General features: G+C 68.0%; 13 protein-coding genes. 6 read left to right on the top strand and 7 right to left on the bottom strand.

Features of this window, described 5'->3' with window-relative positions:
• The first annotated feature begins 83 nt into the window (after window positions 1–83).
• From ACFYLW_RS10835 to ACFYLW_RS10820, 4 genes are all read left to right on the top strand, one after another.
• Window positions 84–1,034 (top strand): DUF4167 domain-containing protein, encoded by a 951-nt coding sequence (locus ACFYLW_RS10835; RefSeq protein WP_390182995.1) that lies wholly within the window; start codon window positions 84–86, stop codon window positions 1,032–1,034.
• Window positions 1,035–1,116: 82 nt separating this feature from the next.
• A complete protein-coding gene (locus tag ACFYLW_RS10830; RefSeq protein WP_312065379.1) occupies window positions 1,117–2,475 on the top strand; it encodes an ATP-binding protein in 1,359 nt (452 codons plus the stop codon).
• A 115-nt stretch (window positions 2,476–2,590) separates the two neighbouring features.
• Window positions 2,591–3,322: a DUF4893 domain-containing protein gene (locus ACFYLW_RS10825; protein WP_312065380.1), complete on the top strand. Its 732-nt coding sequence runs from the start codon at window positions 2,591–2,593 to the stop codon at window positions 3,320–3,322.
• Between the two features lie 68 nt (window positions 3,323–3,390).
• Complete coding sequence (locus tag ACFYLW_RS10820) at window positions 3,391–3,795, top strand: hypothetical protein (protein ID WP_312065381.1); 405 nt, start codon at window positions 3,391–3,393, stop codon at window positions 3,793–3,795.
• Window positions 3,796–3,854: 59 nt separating this feature from the next.
• Here the strand turns inward: ACFYLW_RS10820 and ACFYLW_RS10815 are convergent, their stop codons facing one another.
• Both ACFYLW_RS10815 and ACFYLW_RS10810 read right to left on the bottom strand, forming a co-directional pair.
• A complete protein-coding gene (locus ACFYLW_RS10815) occupies window positions 3,855–5,507 on the bottom strand; it encodes a serine hydrolase (protein ID WP_312065382.1) in 1,653 nt (550 codons plus the stop codon).
• A gap of 59 nt (window positions 5,508–5,566) precedes the next feature.
• Window positions 5,567–7,477, bottom strand: a complete 1,911-nt coding sequence (locus ACFYLW_RS10810) for a BCCT family transporter (RefSeq protein WP_312065383.1) — start codon at window positions 7,475–7,477, stop codon at window positions 5,567–5,569.
• 152 nt (window positions 7,478–7,629) lie between these two features.
• Here ACFYLW_RS10810 and ACFYLW_RS10805 point away from each other — a divergent pair, with 152 nt between their 5' ends.
• Entirely contained in the window at window positions 7,630–9,903 is a 2,274-nt protein-coding gene (locus ACFYLW_RS10805; RefSeq protein ID WP_312065384.1) for a TonB-dependent receptor domain-containing protein, read from the top strand.
• Between the two features lie 3 nt (window positions 9,904–9,906).
• Here ACFYLW_RS10805 and ACFYLW_RS10800 read toward each other — a convergent pair whose 3' ends face one another.
• On the bottom strand, window positions 9,907–10,551 hold the full coding sequence (locus tag ACFYLW_RS10800) for a LysE family translocator (RefSeq protein ID WP_312065385.1): 645 nt from the start codon (window positions 10,549–10,551) through the stop codon (window positions 9,907–9,909).
• Window positions 10,552–10,720: 169 nt separating this feature from the next.
• Between ACFYLW_RS10800 and clpB the strand changes: the two genes are divergently transcribed.
• Window positions 10,721–13,306, top strand: coding sequence for an ATP-dependent chaperone ClpB (gene clpB, locus ACFYLW_RS10795; RefSeq protein WP_312065386.1), 2,586 nt, complete (start codon window positions 10,721–10,723; stop codon window positions 13,304–13,306).
• Between the two features lie 109 nt (window positions 13,307–13,415).
• Here clpB and ACFYLW_RS10790 read toward each other — a convergent pair whose 3' ends face one another.
• From ACFYLW_RS10790 to ACFYLW_RS10775, 4 genes are all read right to left on the bottom strand, one after another.
• Window positions 13,416–14,219 (bottom strand): hypothetical protein, encoded by an 804-nt coding sequence (locus ACFYLW_RS10790; RefSeq protein ID WP_312065387.1) that lies wholly within the window; start codon window positions 14,217–14,219, stop codon window positions 13,416–13,418.
• A 69-nt stretch (window positions 14,220–14,288) separates the two neighbouring features.
• Window positions 14,289–14,645, bottom strand: coding sequence for a hypothetical protein (locus ACFYLW_RS10785; protein WP_312065388.1), 357 nt, complete (start codon window positions 14,643–14,645; stop codon window positions 14,289–14,291).
• Window positions 14,646–14,881: 236 nt separating this feature from the next.
• Entirely contained in the window at window positions 14,882–16,276 is a 1,395-nt protein-coding gene (gene lpdA, locus ACFYLW_RS10780) for a dihydrolipoyl dehydrogenase (RefSeq protein WP_312065389.1), read from the bottom strand.
• A gap of 52 nt (window positions 16,277–16,328) precedes the next feature.
• The gene (locus tag ACFYLW_RS10775) at window positions 16,329–16,616 is read right to left on the bottom strand and encodes a GIY-YIG nuclease family protein (RefSeq protein ID WP_312065390.1); all 288 of its coding nucleotides are present in this window, start codon (window positions 16,614–16,616) and stop codon (window positions 16,329–16,331) included.
• Between the last annotated feature and the right edge of the window lie 37 nt (window positions 16,617–16,653).

Here is a 16,653-nt window from a genome sequence, read left to right as displayed (position 1 = left end):
ATTGGCCCCGACCGAACGGAACGACGAACTGGGTCCTGCCCGTCCTTACCCGACGGCGGCCCGCACCAGCACGGTAAGCTCCGATGAGAGATTTCAAGGGCATGAAGCGTCAGCGCGGACGCAACCGGAAGCCCGGCGGCGGCGGCAACAACGCCAATGCGACCAACCCGAACCGGTCGTGGGACTCGCAAGGCCCCGAGAACATCAAGGTCCGCGGCAACGCCCAGACCGTCTATGAGCGCTACATGCAGCTGGCGCGCGACGCCTCGGCCGCCGGCGACCGGGTCCTGGCCGAGAACTACACCCAGCACGCCGAACACTATTTCCGCGTCTTGCGCGCGCTGCAGCCGCAGCGTCCGGTCAGCGAGATCGCCCAGCGCGAACTGGCCGGCCAGGGCTTCGACATCGACTTCGAGGACGAGTCCGGCGCCCAGGCCGCCGCCATCATCGCCGCCGCCGCCGCCGAGCAGCAAAAGGCCGAGGACGAAGCCCGTCGCCAGGCCGAGCGCGCCGAACGTGACGCCAATCGCGACCGTGACCGTGACCGTGATCGGGACCGCGACTACAACCGCGACCGGGATCGTGAACCGCGCGAGCCGCGCGACAATGACCGCGAGCCCCGCGCCGAGGGCGAGGCCCGGGAGGGCGGCCGCCGCGAGACCCGCCGCGAGCGCTGGGAGCGCCGCCGCGAGGAACGCAACCGTCGCTTCGAGGTCGGCGAGGCCACGCCCGAGGACGAAGCCCGCGCCGCGGCCGAGGCTGAGTACGACGCCGCCGCCAGCTCGAACGAACCAGCCGCCGCACCGGTCGTCGAGGAAGAGGCCGAGGCCCGTCCCGCCCGCGCTCCGCGTCGTCCGCGCGCCGAGCGTGCGCCGGCCGAAGGCGAGGCCAGCGACGGCATGGGTCTGCCTGGCTTCCTGACCCGCCCGACCGCGCCGTCTTCGGATGAGGTGGAGGCCGCTTCGGAGGAAGCGCCCGCGCCCAAGCGTCGTGCTCCGCGCCGCAAGGTCGAGCCGGCGACCGACGAAGGCTGATCGACTGAGTGCAACCTTAACGCGCACGTTTACATAGCTGCAATCTATAGGCGTCACTCTGGAGTCATCGGAGGGACGTGCGATGGAACTCGTTCTGGTGGTGGTCGCCCTGGCCTTGTCGGGCTGCTGGGCGGGGTTGCGGATGACGGTGAAGGCCCGACGCGAGGTGAGGATCCTGCGGCGGGTCAACGCCACGCTCGAGGCCTGTTCCGAGCAACGGGCGCGTGAACTTCAGGCGGCCCTGACCGCCGCCGAAGGCCAGGCCGCCCAGGTCGAGGCGGCGCACCGCGCCAAGACCGAGTTCCTGACCAGCATGAGCCATGAACTGCGCACGCCGCTGAACGCGGTCATCGGCTTCTCCGACCTGATGCGGATGAATGAGGCGCAGGAGCCCCTGACCCATCGCCAGCATCAGGCGCTGGAGCAGATCCGCGACGCCGGGGCTCGGCTGCTGGTCCTGGTCGACGAGGTGCTGAATCTGGCCGACATCGAAGGCGGGCGCTTGGCGCTGAACGTCGAGCGGCTGGATCCCCTGCTGGTCGCGCGTCAGGTCTGCGAGGCCCTGCGCCCCATGGCCGAGGCCGCCGAAGTCGAGTTGCGGGAGCCGCCGCCCGTCGCCGGCCTCGCCGCCCGCGCCGACCGCGAGCGGCTGCGTCAGGTGCTGACCGCCCTGATCGCGAACGCCGTCAAATACAATCGCCCCGGCGGCGCCGTCCTGATCGAGGCGCGCCAGTCCGCCGAGGGCGTTAGCCTCAGCGTCCACGACACGGGACCGGGCCTGCCGGCAGCCCGCATGAACGGCCTGTTCCAGCCCTTCAACCGGCTGGGCCGCGAAGCTTCAGACGTGCCCGGCGCGGGCCTGGGACTGGCCGTGGCGCGGCGTCTGATCGACGCCATGGGCGGTCGGCTGGAGGCGGAAAGCCGCGAGGGCGAGGGGGCCGTCTTCACGATGTATCTGCCGGCCTCGGCGGCCCAGCCGCGCGCCCTGATCGCTTCGCCCGTCCCGGCCGCCGACTTGCCCGAGGCCACCTTGCTTTATGTCGAGGACAATCCGTCGAACGTCGCCCTGATGCGCCATGTGACCACGGCCTTTGGCCGCTTGCGGCTGCATGTGGCCCAGACAGGGCCGGAGGGCCTGGCCCTGGCCCGGGATCTGCGTCCCGATGTCATCATTCTGGACATCAACCTGCCGGGGATGGACGGCTTCGAGCTCAAGGCGCGTCTGGGCGAGGACCCGTTGACCCGGACGGTGCCGGTTCTGGCCCTGTCGGCCGGCGCGGCCCTCGCCGACATCCGCCGAGGACGCGAGGCCGGCTTTATGGAATATCTGACCAAGCCCCTGCAGATTCCGGCTTTGGCCGAAGCTCTGTCGCGCGCCCTGTCGCCGGTCTCGACGACAGGTGACGTCGCCGTGCGGGCCGGAACGATTGACGCCGCTTGAGGCATGCGGAGACGGTCTGGCGTCGCAACGTCGCCCGCCCGCAGGGTTGACGCGGAGGCTTCAGGGGGCTTCCTAGGGGGCGGGGGCTTTTTCGACCCTGTGCTAGGGAGAGCCCATGTCACGTCCGTCGGCCGGTAGTTCGCATTTCAAGGCGCGGGGGCCTCACGCCCTCATTCCAGGCGCGCTGATCTCGAGCGTGCTGGCGGCGGTGCTGGCGGGCTGTGCGACCACGCCTCCCCCTCCGCCCCCGCCGCCTCCCCCGTCGGCGTCCGAAGCCCCCGGCGGTGTGGTCCTGAGCGACTGGCGCGGGGTCATCACCGCTGCTGATCGCGACCGTTATCAGCGGCGCGAGGCTGCCTGGACCCTGGCCCTGCAGCAGGCGAAGCGTCAGGCCGGGTCGGGCGACCTGAACGGTCTGGGCGATCTGATCGACCCGGACGCGGGGCGTCCCTCGGTGGCGCCGCCGGTCGGGAACTACCGCTGTCGCACCGTCAAGCTGGGCTCGCAGGGCGGCGAGGGCGGTCTGGGCTATGTGGTCTACGGCTGGTTCGCCTGCCGCATCGAACAGACGTCGGCGGGCCTGAAGTTCAGCAAGCTGACCGGGTCGCAGCGTCCCAGCGGCCTGCTCTTCCCCGAGAACGATCGCCAGATGGTGTTCCTGGGCTCCATGGCCCTGGCCTCCGAACCGGCCGCGCGCGCCTATGGCCTGCGGGCCGAGCGCGACATGGTGGCGGTGGTCGAGCGCATCGGCGAGCGCCGCTGGCGGCTGGTCATCCCCTGGCCGGCGAACGAGTCCAATCTGGATCTGATCGAGCTGGTTCCGGCGGCCGCGTCCACGCGGCGCTGAGCCGCGCTTGACCCCGGGGGGCGGCGCCGTCCACCCTGAGCGCCGTTCAGATTTCCGGGGAGGCGCAGATGCGCGGCATAGGTTTCACCATCGGCTCGATCATCGCCATCGGCGTTCTGATCGCCGTCGTCCTGGTCGGTTTCCCGACCTACAACGTCTATTCCAAGCAGATGGCGGGCAAGGCGGCCTATGAAGAGGCGGTGCAGAACCGCCGCATCCGCGTGCTGGAGGCCCAGGCGGCCCTGGACTCCGCCAAGCTGACCGCCGCCGCCGAGATCGAGCGCGCCAAGGGCGCCAACGAGGCCAACCGCATCATGGCCGAGGCCCTGGGCGGCCCCGAGGCCTATCTGCGCTGGTCCTACATCAACATGCTGCAGGAGACGGCCGGCAAGGAAGGCCGCCAGACCATCTACATCCCGACCGAGGCGGGCATGCCCATCCTCGAGGCCGGTCAGCGTCCGGCGGCGCGCTAAGCTCTCGGGACGAAATGAAGAAAGGGGCGGTCCGTCGGGACCGCCCCTTTTTGCTGGCCTCAGACCCGCGTCAGCCGCAGGTCCTGATAGTCGTAGGAGAAGTCGATGTCGGGCGAGACGCCCTTGACCGTGGCGGTCGCCGGCTTGGCGGTGGCGATGTTGAAGGTGATGAAGGCGTCTTCCTCGCGTTTGTCGGCAAAGCGGGTGCGGAAGGTCTCGCCGTCATAGGGCTCCAGCCAGCCCTGCAGCGCCGGGGTGTGAGTGAAGGCCAGCCACAGGCCGGACTTGCGGTTGCGGCCGCGCCCCTGGGTCTTTTGCTCGATGACGATGTCGCCGTACCAGGGGTCGCGCCAGGTCCCGACATAGGCGTCCAGCGGCATGGAAGGCGGGGCGCCCGCCGCCTGCTTGGCGTCGATCTCAACGGCGGCTTTCAGCGACTTTTCGATCCCCTCAGCCTCGCGCTTCTTGGAATCGGCGATCCAGTCGACGTCCACCTTGTTCATGGCGATGTCGGACAGGCCCGAGCGCAGGGCGCGCAGCAGGAAGCTCTCTTCGGCGTTGGTGAAGACGCTGAAGCCGATCTTGCGGCCCGGGATCAGGACGGTGGCCGAGATGCCGCCGGGCGAGCCGCCGCCGTGGGTGGCCAGCCGCTCGCCGCGATAGTCCTGGACCTGCAGACCCATGGCATAGGTCGAGGCCACGGCCTGGTTGGGCAGTTCCGCCGTCGGCCCGCCCAGGGCGGAGACGATGATGTTGGGCCTGTACATCTCCCTGGCGGCGGCTTCGGAGAACAGGCGCGACCCGTCGGCCAGCTTGCCGTCATTCAGACGCACGGCGATCCACTTGGCCCAGTCGGTCGCGCTGGCGCAGATGCCGCCCGCCGCCGCCGCTGAATCCCAGTTCCAGACCTCGACGATGGAGTCGGCGATCTGGGTCATCGCCCCCTGATAGCGCAGGGGCGGGCCGACCCGGCCATGCGGCAGGGCGGACTTGGCCGGATCAGCCAGACGCGCCAGGGGCACGCTCTCGGCCATACCCACCTTGTCGAAGATGCGGGTCTGGACGAAGGCCTCCCACGACAGGCCGGACACGGCCTCGATCACCGCGCCCGCGACCACGAACATCAGGTTGCAGTAGTGATAGTCCTCGCGGAAGCCGTCCTCGATCGGCACGAAGGCGGCCTGGGCCAGGACCTCGGCGCGGGTCCGGTCGCTGTTGGGCCAGAACAGCAGATCGCCGGCCCCCAGGCCGAACCCGGCGCGGTGGCTCAGCGTGTCGCGCACCGTGATGCGCTCGCCTATCACCGGGTCCGACAGGGTGAAGCCGGGCAGATAGGTCTTGATCGGTTCGTCCCACTTCACCTTGCCCTCGTCGACCAGGATGGCCAGGCAGGCGGCGGTGACGTTCTTGGAGTTGGAGGCGATGGCGAACAGGGTGTGTTCGTCGGCCGGTTCAGCCTTGCCCTGACGGCGCACGCCATAGCCCTTCGCCAGCACCGTCTTGCCGTCGCGGACCAGAGCCAGCGACACCGCCGGCTGTTCCGGCCAGGCGGTCATGCAACGCTGCACCCAGGCGTCGGCGGCGGCGGCGATCTCCTCGTCCGAACGGGTGTCGGCGCTGGTCTGGGCCCAACCGGTCGCGGGCAGGGCCGCGCCCGATGCGGCTGCGGCGGAGGAAATCAGCGCCGCGCGGCGCGACAGACGGATGGACATAGGCGAAGCTCCCGACATGAGCGGCGACGCTAGCGCCGCCGATCCGCCGGGCCAAGGGCTCAGGCCGCCAGCCGCCACCTTTGCAGGTGTTCCAGCACGTCGGCGACGATCTGCGCCCGGCTGAATCCGGTGAGATCGCGCGGGCGCGTGCCGTCGCCGGTCTGGGCCGTCATCCGCCATTGCAGCGCGCGACGGCCCTCGGGCGCCTCCAGCGCGCTCAGGGCGGGCAGGGGCCGCGAGCGGGCGCCGACGCGATAGAGAAAGTCGCGGCCGTTGGCGTGTTCGACCACCAGCCAGACGCCGTTTTCGTCCATTTCGACCCGGCTGTGGTCCAGGCCCTCGTTCGACAGGGCGTCGCGAACCTCGACCAGGGCCGGGGCGGCCTGGCGTTCGATCTGGCGGGCGATGTCCTTGCGGCTGGCGGGCGAGAAGATGCGCTTCAGCCGTTCGCGGATCGGCGGGGCCTCGGTCTCGACCGCCTCGCCCCTCAGGTCGGCGTTCATCTGCCGCGCCAGGCCCACACAGGCCAGGATCATGATGACGGCGAAGGGCAGGGCCGCCATCAGGGTCGCCGCCTGAAGCGCCCCCAGGCCGCCCGCGAGCAGCAGCAGGGCCGCCGCCAGACCCTGCAGCACGCACCAGTAGATCCGCTGCCAACGCGGCGTCTCCTCCGCCCCGCCAGAGGCCAGGGTGTCGATGACCAGAGACCCTGAATCCGCCGAGGTCACGAAGAAGACCGCGACCAGGGCGATGGCCAGGATCGAGGTGACAGCCGTGCCTGGCAGATATTCGAAGAAGTGGAACAGGGCCGTCGAAAGGTCCGCCTGCACGGCGTCTGAAATGGCGCCTGCCGCCACGCCCAGGTCCAGGCTCATGGCCGTATTGCCGAAGACCGTCATCCAAAGGAAGGTGAAACCCGATGGGACCAGCAGCACCCCGATCAGGAATTCCCGCACCGTGCGCCCGCGCGAAATGCGGGCGATGAACATGCCCACGAACGGCGACCAGGAGATCCACCAGGCCCAGTAGAGCAAGGTCCAGTCCGCCATCCAGGCGCGGGGCTCATAGGCGTAGAGGGTGAAGGTGCGCTCGAAGAAGTGATCCAGATAGAGGCCGAAATTCTGCACATAGGCCCGCAGCAGGAACAGGGTCGGTCCGACGATCAGAACGAACAGCATCAGACAGACGGCGATGAACAGGTTCAGTTCCGACAGTCGCCGCACGCCCTTGTCCACCCCGGTCAGGACCGAGATCGTCGCCGCGCCCATGACCACGACGATCAGCCCGACCTGCATGATCACGTCGTTGGGCAGGCCGAAGACGTAGTTCAGGCCTGAGGTCATCTGCGCCACGCCGTAGCCGAGGGAGGTGGCGATGCCGAAAAGGGTGCCGCAGATGGCGAAGATGTCGACCAGGTCGCCCACCCAGCCGTTCACCCGCTTGCCCAGCAGGGGGTAGAGGCTGGACCGCATCGTCAGAGGCAGACCTTTCCTGTGCGCGAAATAGGCCAGGCTCAGGCCCACCACGGCGTAGATGGCCCAGGCGTGGACCCCCCAGTGGGTATAGGTGATGACCATGGCCTCGCGTGCGGCGTCCAGCGTGCCGGGCTGCGCCTCGGGCGGAGCGATGTAGTGCTGCACGGGCTCGGCCACGGCGAAATACATCAGGCCGATGCCCATGCCCGCCGCGAACAGCATGGCCAACCAGGAGACGTAGGGGAAATCCGGCTCGGCGTCATCCGGGCCCAGCCTCAGGCGCCCCGTCGGTCCGATCGCCAGAACGGCGACGAAGAGCAGGAAGCCGGCCACCGAGGCCACGTAGAACCAGCCGAAGGTCTCCACCACCCAGGCCTGGGCGGCACCGAAAATCAGGTCGGATGTGGCGGGCGCGATCAGGGCGAGGAGAAGCAGGGCGCCTGCGATGGCGCTGGCCCCCCAGAAGACACGGGGGTTCATCTTGGTCGTCAGCATGGGGCCGCAAACGCACGGCGCCGCTTGGGGTTCCCGGCCTTGGCCACAGACCCGCCCCCGGGATGAAAAAGATGTAACTGTGGTCAGCGACGACCGGCTGATAGTCGCAGCGCTTGAGGGGACGTCGAGGGGACGTCCGCAGGGACGCGACCATGTCGAAACTCAAGCTTGCGCCTTTGCTGGGCGTCGTTCTGGCCCTGCCTGCGGGCGCCGTCATGGCCCAGACGCCACCGTCCGCGACTGGGGCGCAGGCTCAGACCCCGGCGCCGACGGCTCCGCAGGAGAACAAGGACAAGGACGAGCCCGCGACCGTCGGCGACGTCGTCGTCACCGCCCGGGCCAACGACGTGCGAACCTCGATCGATTCCATCAGCTATAGTCTGGCCGACGATCTGCAGGCCGCGACCGGTTCTCTGGCCGAGGCGCTGCGCAACGTGCCTTCGGTGGATGTCGACCCCCAGGGCAATGTCTCCCTGCGCGGCGACGGCAATGTCACCATCCTGGTCGACGGTCGTCCCTCGGCCATCCTGTCGGGTCCCAATCGCGCCGACGCCGTGCTGCAACTGCCGGCTGACCGCTATGCGCGGATCGAGGTCATGACCAACCCCTCGGCCGCCTACAGCCCCGAGGGTTCGGGCGGGGTCATCAACCTGATCACCAAGCCCATCCCCGCCGCCGCGCGCGCCGCCGCGGCCGGGGCGCCCACGGCGACCGTCACGACCGGCTCCGTGCGGGTCAATGTCGGCGACAATGGTCGCTGGAACGCCGGCGTCAGCGGCTCGCGCCAGCGCGGCAAGCTGACCCTGACCGGCGACGTCAGCTATCGCTACGACGATCAGAGCTTCGCCTTCGACCGGCTGCGCGAACAACTGGACCCGATCACCGGCGCCGTCACCTCCAGGACCACGACGATCCAGGAGAACGACATGATCCAGAAGGGCGCCTTCGGCCGGGTCGCGGCCGAATATCGCCTGACCGACAAGACCATGTTGACGGGGGAACTGCGCGCCAACCGTTTCGAGGCCGACGCCGAGGCCGGCAGCCTGTTCGAGACCCGCAACGCTGCCGGCGTCCTGACCAGCGCCTACACCCGCGACGGGGTGGGGGGCTTCAGCATGGACGGCTGGGGCGCCACCGCCCGCGTGCTGCACCAGTTCGACGCCTCGGGCCACGAGTGGTCCAACGAGCTGCGCTACGACCGCAACGACAACGAGAACGCCTCGCTGAACGCCAACGTCTTCTCGGTGCCCGTCAGCCCGACGGTCTATGAGGACCAGAAGTTCCTGAACGCGCAGGAAACCATCGGCTTCACCAGCGCCTACACCCGGCCCATGGACGACGGCTCCAAGCTGCGCGCCGGCTATGAGCTGAGCCTCAACCGCCCGGATCAGGACGTCGTCCTGCGGCGCGGCCCGACCGAAGCCGCTCTCGCCCCGGTGCCCGGTCTGAGCAATCGCTTCGAGGCCGAGCAGACGGTCCACGCCCTCTACACCACCTATGAGCGCCCGTTCGGCGAGAAGCTGTCGGCCCAGTTCGGCCTGCGTCTGGAACAGGCGGAGATCGAGGTCGAGGACGTCACCAACGCCGTGCGCGCCTCTCAGGACTACTTCCGCGCCTATCCGACCGGCCACCTGCAATACAAGCTGACCGACACACAGACGTTGCGCGCCAGCTATTCGCGTCGCATTCAGCGCCCGCAGCCGACCCAGCTGAACCCCTTCGTCTCCTATGGCGACCCGCTGAACCTGCGCTCGGGCAACCCGAACCTGGAGCCGCAGGAGACGGACAGCTTCGAGGCCATGTGGCAGATGCGCCAAGGCCAGAACTTCTATCAGGCCACGGCCTATTATCGCGACACCACCAAGGCCTTCACCGACGTGGCCGTCGATGTCGGCGGCGGCGTCCTGCTGACCCGGCCCGAAAACCTCGGCGCGCGCCGCGACCTGGGCTTCGAGCTGACCGCCAGCGGCCGCTTGCATCCGACCCTGCGCTACAACGCCAGCATCAACGCCTTCCGTCAGGAGATCGACGCTTCCGGCATCCCCGGCGCCCGCGACCGCGAAGGCGAGATGCTCACCGGCCGCCTCAGCCTGAACTGGCAGGCCACGCCCAAGGACTTCGTCCAGGTCATGGGCTTCTGGCAGGGCGACCAACTGCTGGCGCAAGGCACGCGCGAAAGCGGGGGGATGGTCAACCTCGGCTATCGCCGCAAGCTGAACGACGCCTGGTCGCTGCAGTTCACGGCCCGCGACATCCTCAACTCCTTCGGCGGGGCCACCACCTATGACACGCCCCTGTTCCGCGAGCGGGTCGATCAGGACATCAACCTGCGCGCCTTCTATCTGGGTCTGACCTGGTCGTTCGGCGGGGGGCCGCGTCGTCAGCCGGAACAGTTTGACTTCTCGACGGGCCCGACCGGCGGCTGAGCGTCAGGCCCGCGTCTCCCAGGCGGTCCAGACGGCGATGGCGACCAGGCCCAGGGCCATGGCGGCGCGCATCATGGGCCCCTGCGCCCGGGTCAGCAGGGCGCCGCCCGCCCGCGCCGCCGTCAGCACGATGACCGAGTGGACCATGACGCTGACCACGACGTGCAGGCCGCCCAGCGTCAGGGCCTGCGTCAGCGTCGAGCCGTGGGCCGGGCGGATGAAGCCGGGCAGCAGGACGACATAGAGCAGGGCCGCCTTGGGGTTCAGCAGGTTGCCGATCAGGCCGCGCCGGAACAGGGCGCGCCGCCGCGTCTCGACCGGCGCCGCATCTGCCCCGTCGCCGGTGTTGCGCCAGGCGTCCCAGGCCAGCCACAGCAGGAAGCCGACCCCGGCCCAGCGGATGGCCTGATAGAGGGCGGGCCACAGCAGGACCACCTCGGTCAGGCCGAAGGCGGCGGCGACCATCCACAGCGTCAGGCCGAGCGTGATCCCGGCCACCGCCGCCAGCCCCGCCGGCCGTCCCTGCGACAGCGACACCAGGGCCAGCCAGCCCATGTTCGGCCCCGGCGTCAGCTCCATCAGCGCCACCGCCGCCAGGAAGGGCAGGACGACCGTCGGATCGACCGGGCCGTGCGTCAGAAAATCCATGGAGCCTCCTGCGGCCACGCTAGGCCGGTATGGCGGCCTGCATCAATCGCGACGGCCGGGGCTTGCGTGTCCCATGGGCCACACCCACCTCGGTTTGACACAACTCAAGGCGTCGCTTCGCAGAAGGGCGCGTTGTTGGTTTTCCGCCTTCCGAGGGGACTGCACCGAAATGAATCTCGACCTCTATTCCGACCGCGCCAAACAGGCCGTCCAATCCGCCCAGTCGCTGGCGCTCGCTCGCCGCCACCAGCAGTTCGCGCCCGAGCACCTGCTGAAGGTGCTGCTGGAAGAACGCGACGGCCTGGCGCGCAAGCTGATCGATCAGGCCGGCGGCGATCCGTCCGCCGTCGAACTGGTCACCGAGGGTCTGCTGAAGAAGCGGCCCCAGGTCGAGGGCGGATCGGGCCAGCTCTATCTGGACGGCGACACCGCCCGCGTCTTCAACGCCGCCGAGGAGGCCTCGAACAAAGCCGGCGACGCCTTCGTCACGACCGAGCGCCTGCTGGCCGCCATCGCGAAAGAAGGCGGGGCCGCCGCCGAGGCGCTGAAGTCCGCCGGGGTCACACCCAAGAAACTCGATGACGCCGTCGCCGAGATGCGCAAGGGCAAGACCGCCGACAACGCCTCGGCCGAGGACAGCTACGACGCCCTGAAACGCTACGCCCGCGACCTGACCGAGGCCGCGCGCGACGGCAAGGTCGACCCGGTCATCGGCCGCGACGAGGAAATCCGCCGCACCATCCAGGTCCTGGCCCGCCGCACCAAGAACAACCCCGTCCTGATCGGCGAGCCCGGCGTGGGCAAGACCGCCATCGTCGAGGGCCTGGCTTTGCGGATCGTCAACGGCGACGTGCCCGAGAGCCTGAAGGACAAGAAGGTCCTGTCGCTGGACATGGGCGCCCTGATCGCCGGCGCCAAATACCGCGGCGAGTTCGAAGAACGCCTGAAGGCCGTGCTGAACGAGGTGGCCCAGGCCGAGGGCGGCATCGTCCTCTTCATCGACGAGATGCACACCCTGGTCGGCGCCGGCAAGGGCGACGGGGCCATGGACGCCTCCAACCTGCTGAAGCCCGCCCTGGCGCGCGGCGAACTGCACTGCGTCGGCGCCACAACGCTGGATGAATACCGCAAGCACGTCGAGAAGGACGCGGCCCTGGCTCGTCGCTTCCAGCCGGTCTTCGTCTCCGAACCCACCGTCGAGGACACAGTGTCGATCCTCCGTGGACTGAAAGAGAAATACGAGGTCCACCACGGGGTGCGTATCAGCGACAGCGCCATCGTCGCCGCCGCCACCCTGTCGAACCGCTACATCACCGACCGCTTCCTGCCGGACAAGGCCATCGACCTGATCGACGAGGCCGCCTCGCGCGTCCGCATGGCCGTGGACTCCAAGCCCGAGGCCCTGGACGAGATCGACCGCCGTCTGGTCCAGCTCAAGATCGAGCGCGAGGCCCTGAAGAAGGAGAGCGACAGCGCCTCGCAGCAGCGTCTGGAGAAGCTGGAGGACGAGATCGCCGATCTGGAAGGCCAGTCGGACGACATGACCGCCCGCTGGAAATCCGAGAAGGACAAGGTCGGCCAGGGCGCCCAACTGCGTGAGACCCTCGACCGTCTGCGCGTCGAACTGGCCGCCGCCCAGCGCGCCGGCGACCTCGGCCGCGCCTCGGAGATCGCCTACGGCCAGATTCCGCAGCTTGAGAAGCAACTCGCGGACTCCGAATCTCCGGCGGCGGTCGCCGCCCCCCTGACCCCCGAGGTCGTCGACGCCGAGCAGATCGCCGCCGTCGTCAGCCGCTGGACCGGCGTGCCCGTCGACAAGATGCTGGAAGGCGAGCGCGAAAAGCTGCTCAAGATGGAGGATGAGCTGGGCCGCCGCGTGGTCGGTCAGGACGAGGCGCTGGAAGCCGTGTCCGACGCCGTCCGCCGCGCTCGCGCCGGCCTGAACGACCCCAACAAGCCGCTGGGCAGCTTCCTCTTCCTCGGCCCGACGGGCGTGGGCAAGACCGAGCTGACCAAGGCGCTCGCCGGCTATCTGTTCGACGACGACAATGCCATCACCCGCATCGACATGAGCGAATACATGGAGAAGCACAGCGTCAGCCGCCTGATCGGCGCCCCTCCCGGCTATGTCGGCTATGACGAGGGCGGCGCCCTGACCGAGGCCGTGCGTCGTCGCCCCTATCAGGTCGTCCTGTTCGACGAGGTCGAGAAGGCCCACCCCGACGTCTTCAATGTCCTGCTTCAGGTGCTGGACGACGGCCGCCTGACCGACGGCCAGGGCCGCACCATCGACTTCAAGAACACCCTGATCATCATGACCTCCAACCTGGGCAGCCAATATCTGGCCGACCAGCCCGAGGCTGAGGATGTCGAGGCCGTCCGCCCCCTGGTCATGGAACAGGTCCGCGCCCACTTCCGGCCCGAGTTCCTGAACCGCATCGACGAGATCATCCTCTTCCACCGCCTCGGCCGCGAACAGATGGGCGGCATCGTCCGCATCCAGCTGGCGCGTCTGGAGAAGCTGATGGCCGACCGTCGCCTGACGCTCGCTCTCGACAACAGCGCCCTGACCTGGCTCGCCGACAAGGGCTACGACCCCGTCTACGGCGCCCGCCCCCTCAAGCGCGTCATCCAGAAGGAACTGGTCGACCCCATGGCCAAGAAACTCCTCGCCGGCGAGATCGAGGACGGCAGCGTGGTGGCCGTGTCAGCGGGCGCCGACGGGCTGGAGATCGGGAAGGCGCGGGTGCATTGATTTCAGGCACCTGCTGGCCTGATTAGGGAAAGGGGCCGCGATATCGCGGCCCCTTTTTTGTCGTCATCCCCCGGTCTTCGCGTCGCCAGCAGATGAAATTTCGTCTGGCCTAGATGGTCTCAGCGGCCGCTCGGATCTCCCAGGTTACATCGCGCGCGCCCTGAAGCGACCAACAACTGTCTTCCAGGCGGAATAGCCATCCATTCGCATGTTTGCTGTATCGGCATCGTGCCTCCAAACTCTCGTGCGGCAAGATGATCGCCCGTTGCACCCGGTAACGAGCGTCGAACAAAACGGCGGCAAGGTAGTCGAACTTTCTTTCGGGCAGACGGCGAAGGAAGCTCAATTGGCGCGAACCGTTATGGCGGGTAAGCCGACGGCTCTTGATCTGGTAGCGCAGGCCATCCCTGTCGGTGGCGTCATGGCCTGCCGCCGATGAATTTTCCAGCTCCCAGCCAAATACGGTTGCAAACAGAAGTTCAGCATAATCGCCAACCGGATTGTTTGAGGTGCGCACCACTTCGCGTCGTCTCAGTTCTTCCATGACCTCAGCATGCAAGGTCAGGAGTTCGCGGATGGACGCGCGGGCCAGCGGCGAAACGTCGGGCGAAGGTTCTGCTGAGTTTGTCAGTGTAGATGTGACTAGGGGCTCTTTCGTATTGATCGAGGAACTGTATTCTTCGGGCGGTACGATCTTCCTCAACATGTTTCCGAGGTTCATTCGGATCTGGCCGGGGTTCAGGTGAGCGTATTGCTCGCGCCGGTCGATGCCATAACGCCGCGCAACCTGGTGTAAGGCTTCAAGATCAAGGATCCCGGCGTGAGTAGTGATCTGTGGCTTGAGCCATAGATTGAACGGGTCGTTTTTTGTCAGCCGCTCCCAACGTTCACGTCTTTCCCGACTGATTTTCATCTTATCTCCCTCCAGGGCGATCAACTTCGTTGTGGCGGCTGTATGCGTCAACTTCGGTCGGCATCCTCTTCACCCCAGCACCGGCATCACCTCCACTCCGTCGCAGGGGAAGGGGTTCATGTGCGGGTGGTTCTCGAACAGGCGGGCCGCCGCCTCGTGGCTGTCGGCGCGCACCACCATGAAGACGGTCAGCAGGTTGACCATGTCCGTCACGGCGCCGTCGTCGCCGATGCGTTTGGTCGGGCCTAGCGGGCCGCCCTGATAGACGATGGAGTCGCGGTGGGCCGCCTCCCATTCGGCGACGGCGGCGACGCCGCGGCGGGCCGTCTCGGTCTGCTGGGCCTCGCTCATGGCGCGCCAGGCCCGCCATTTGGGGCCGGTCTTGTCGCTGGTGAAGACGGCCAGGTAATGGGTCTCGGCGCTCATCGAAGCCTCCCGTTTGCGGGAGGGTCGGTCTTTCGTCAGACGAGGGCAAGCGGGGCGGTTCCTTCTCCCCTTGTGGGAGAAGGTGGGCGCCGGAGGCGCTCGGATGAGGGGGTGTCAGCGCTGAGGGTTCAGTAAGAAGAGGATCGGCGCCTGAGCGAGCAAGCGGCGCCGTCGTCACCCCTCATCCGTCATGCTCCGCACGACACCTTCTCCCTCAAGGGGAGAAGGGAAGAAGCTTAGATGTGAATGGCGTGGCCCAGCGCCCGCAGGCTGGCCTCGTGGAAGGCCTCGCCCAGGGTCGGGTGGACGTGGATGACACCCGCCACGTCTTCCAGCACGGCGCCCATTTCCAGCATCTGGGCGAAGCTGTTGGACATCTCGGAGACGTGCTGGCCGACGGCCTGGATGCCCAGGATGCGGTGGTCGGTCTTGGAGGCGATGACGCGGACGAAGCCGCCGTCCTCGCCGGCCTCGATGGCCAGGGCGCGGCCGATGGCGGCGAAGGGGAAGACGGACTGGATCACGTCGTCGCGGCCCTGGACGTCGTCGACGCCGAGGCCCGCCGAGACGATCTCCGGCTCGGTGAAGCAGACGGCGGCGATGGTGACGGGATCGAACACGCGGTTATGCCCCGCGATGATCTCGGCCACGACCTCGCCCTGGGCCGAGCCCTTGTGCGCCAGCATGGGTTCGCCGGTCAGGTCGCCGACGGCCCAGACGTTCTTCATGCTGGTGGCGCAGCGGTTGTCGATCTTCACGAAGGGGCCGTCCATGGCCACGCCCATGGTCTCCAGACCCCAGCCCTTCGTGCGCGGACGACGGCCGACGGTGACCAGAACCTTGTCGGCGTCCAGTTGCATCGGGCTTCCGTCCTTGTCGGTGACGTTCAGCTTGCCGTCCCCGAAGCCGCCGGCGCGGGCGCCGAGGAAGAGCTCGACGCCGTGCTTCTCGAGCCATTTCTGCACCGGGTCGGTCAGGGCCTTGTCGTAGAGGGGCAGCAGGCGGTCGGCCATCTCGACGATGGCCACCTCGGCGCCCAGCTTGCGGAAGGCGATGCCTAGTTCCAGGCCGATATAGCCGCCGCCGACGACGACCAGCTTCTTCGGCACTTCCGGCAGACTCAGGGCCTCGGTGGACGAAATCACGTCGCCGCCGAAGGGCAGGAAGGGCAGTTCGACCGGCTCCGACCCCGTGGCCAGGATGACGTGTTCGGCGGTGATGAGGATGGGGCCGTCGGCGGTCTCGACGCGGCAGGTCTTGGCGTCGGTGAACTCGGCCCAGCCCTTGATGACCTTGACCTTGGCCTTCTTCAACAGGGCGGCGACGCCGGCGTTCAGCTTCTTGACGATGCCGTCCTTCCACGCGACTGTCTTGGACAGGTCGATGGCGGGGCTTGATGCCGTGATGCCCAGGGTGCCGTCGCCGGCGGCCTTCAGCACCGTCTCATACTTGCCCGCGGCGTGGATGATGGCCTTGGACGGAATGCAGCCGACGTTCAGGCAGGTCCCGCCCAGGCCGTCGCCGCCGTCCACCAGCACGGTGTCCAGCCCCAGCTGGCCGCAACGGATGCCTGCCACATAGCCGCCGGTCCCGGCGCCGATGATCAGGACTTTGGTCTTGAGGGTCTGCATGATCCGAACAACTTCCGCTCATCCCCGCGGAGGCGGGGACCCAGGTTTTTGGCTAGGCGCTCAACGTCTCGACGAGATCGCGCCAGCCGGGGTTCATTTCTTCAATCAGCCGCAGTTTCCATTGGCGGTTCCACTTCTTGATCTGCCGCTCCCGTCGAAACGCCGCCTCGCGGGTTTCGTGGGCCTCGAACCAGACCAGTCGCTCTACGCCGTGCTCGGCGGTGAACTTCGATCCCGCCCCTTCCTTGTGCTGCCAGGCGCGCAGACCGAGGTCGTCTGTCGAGCCCGTATAGAGCGTCCCATTCCGTCGGCTGGCCATGATGTAGGTGAAGAAGGCCAAGGGCGGGGTCCGAAGCTAAAGCCTGGGTCCCCGCCTC

The sequence above is a fragment of the Brevundimonas sp. NPDC007368 genome (assembly GCF_042869015.1).
Classification (GTDB): Bacteria; Pseudomonadota; Alphaproteobacteria; order Caulobacterales; family Caulobacteraceae; genus Brevundimonas.
Note: the sequence above shows the minus strand (reverse complement) of the source record. Positions and strands in the feature narration are given on the sequence as shown.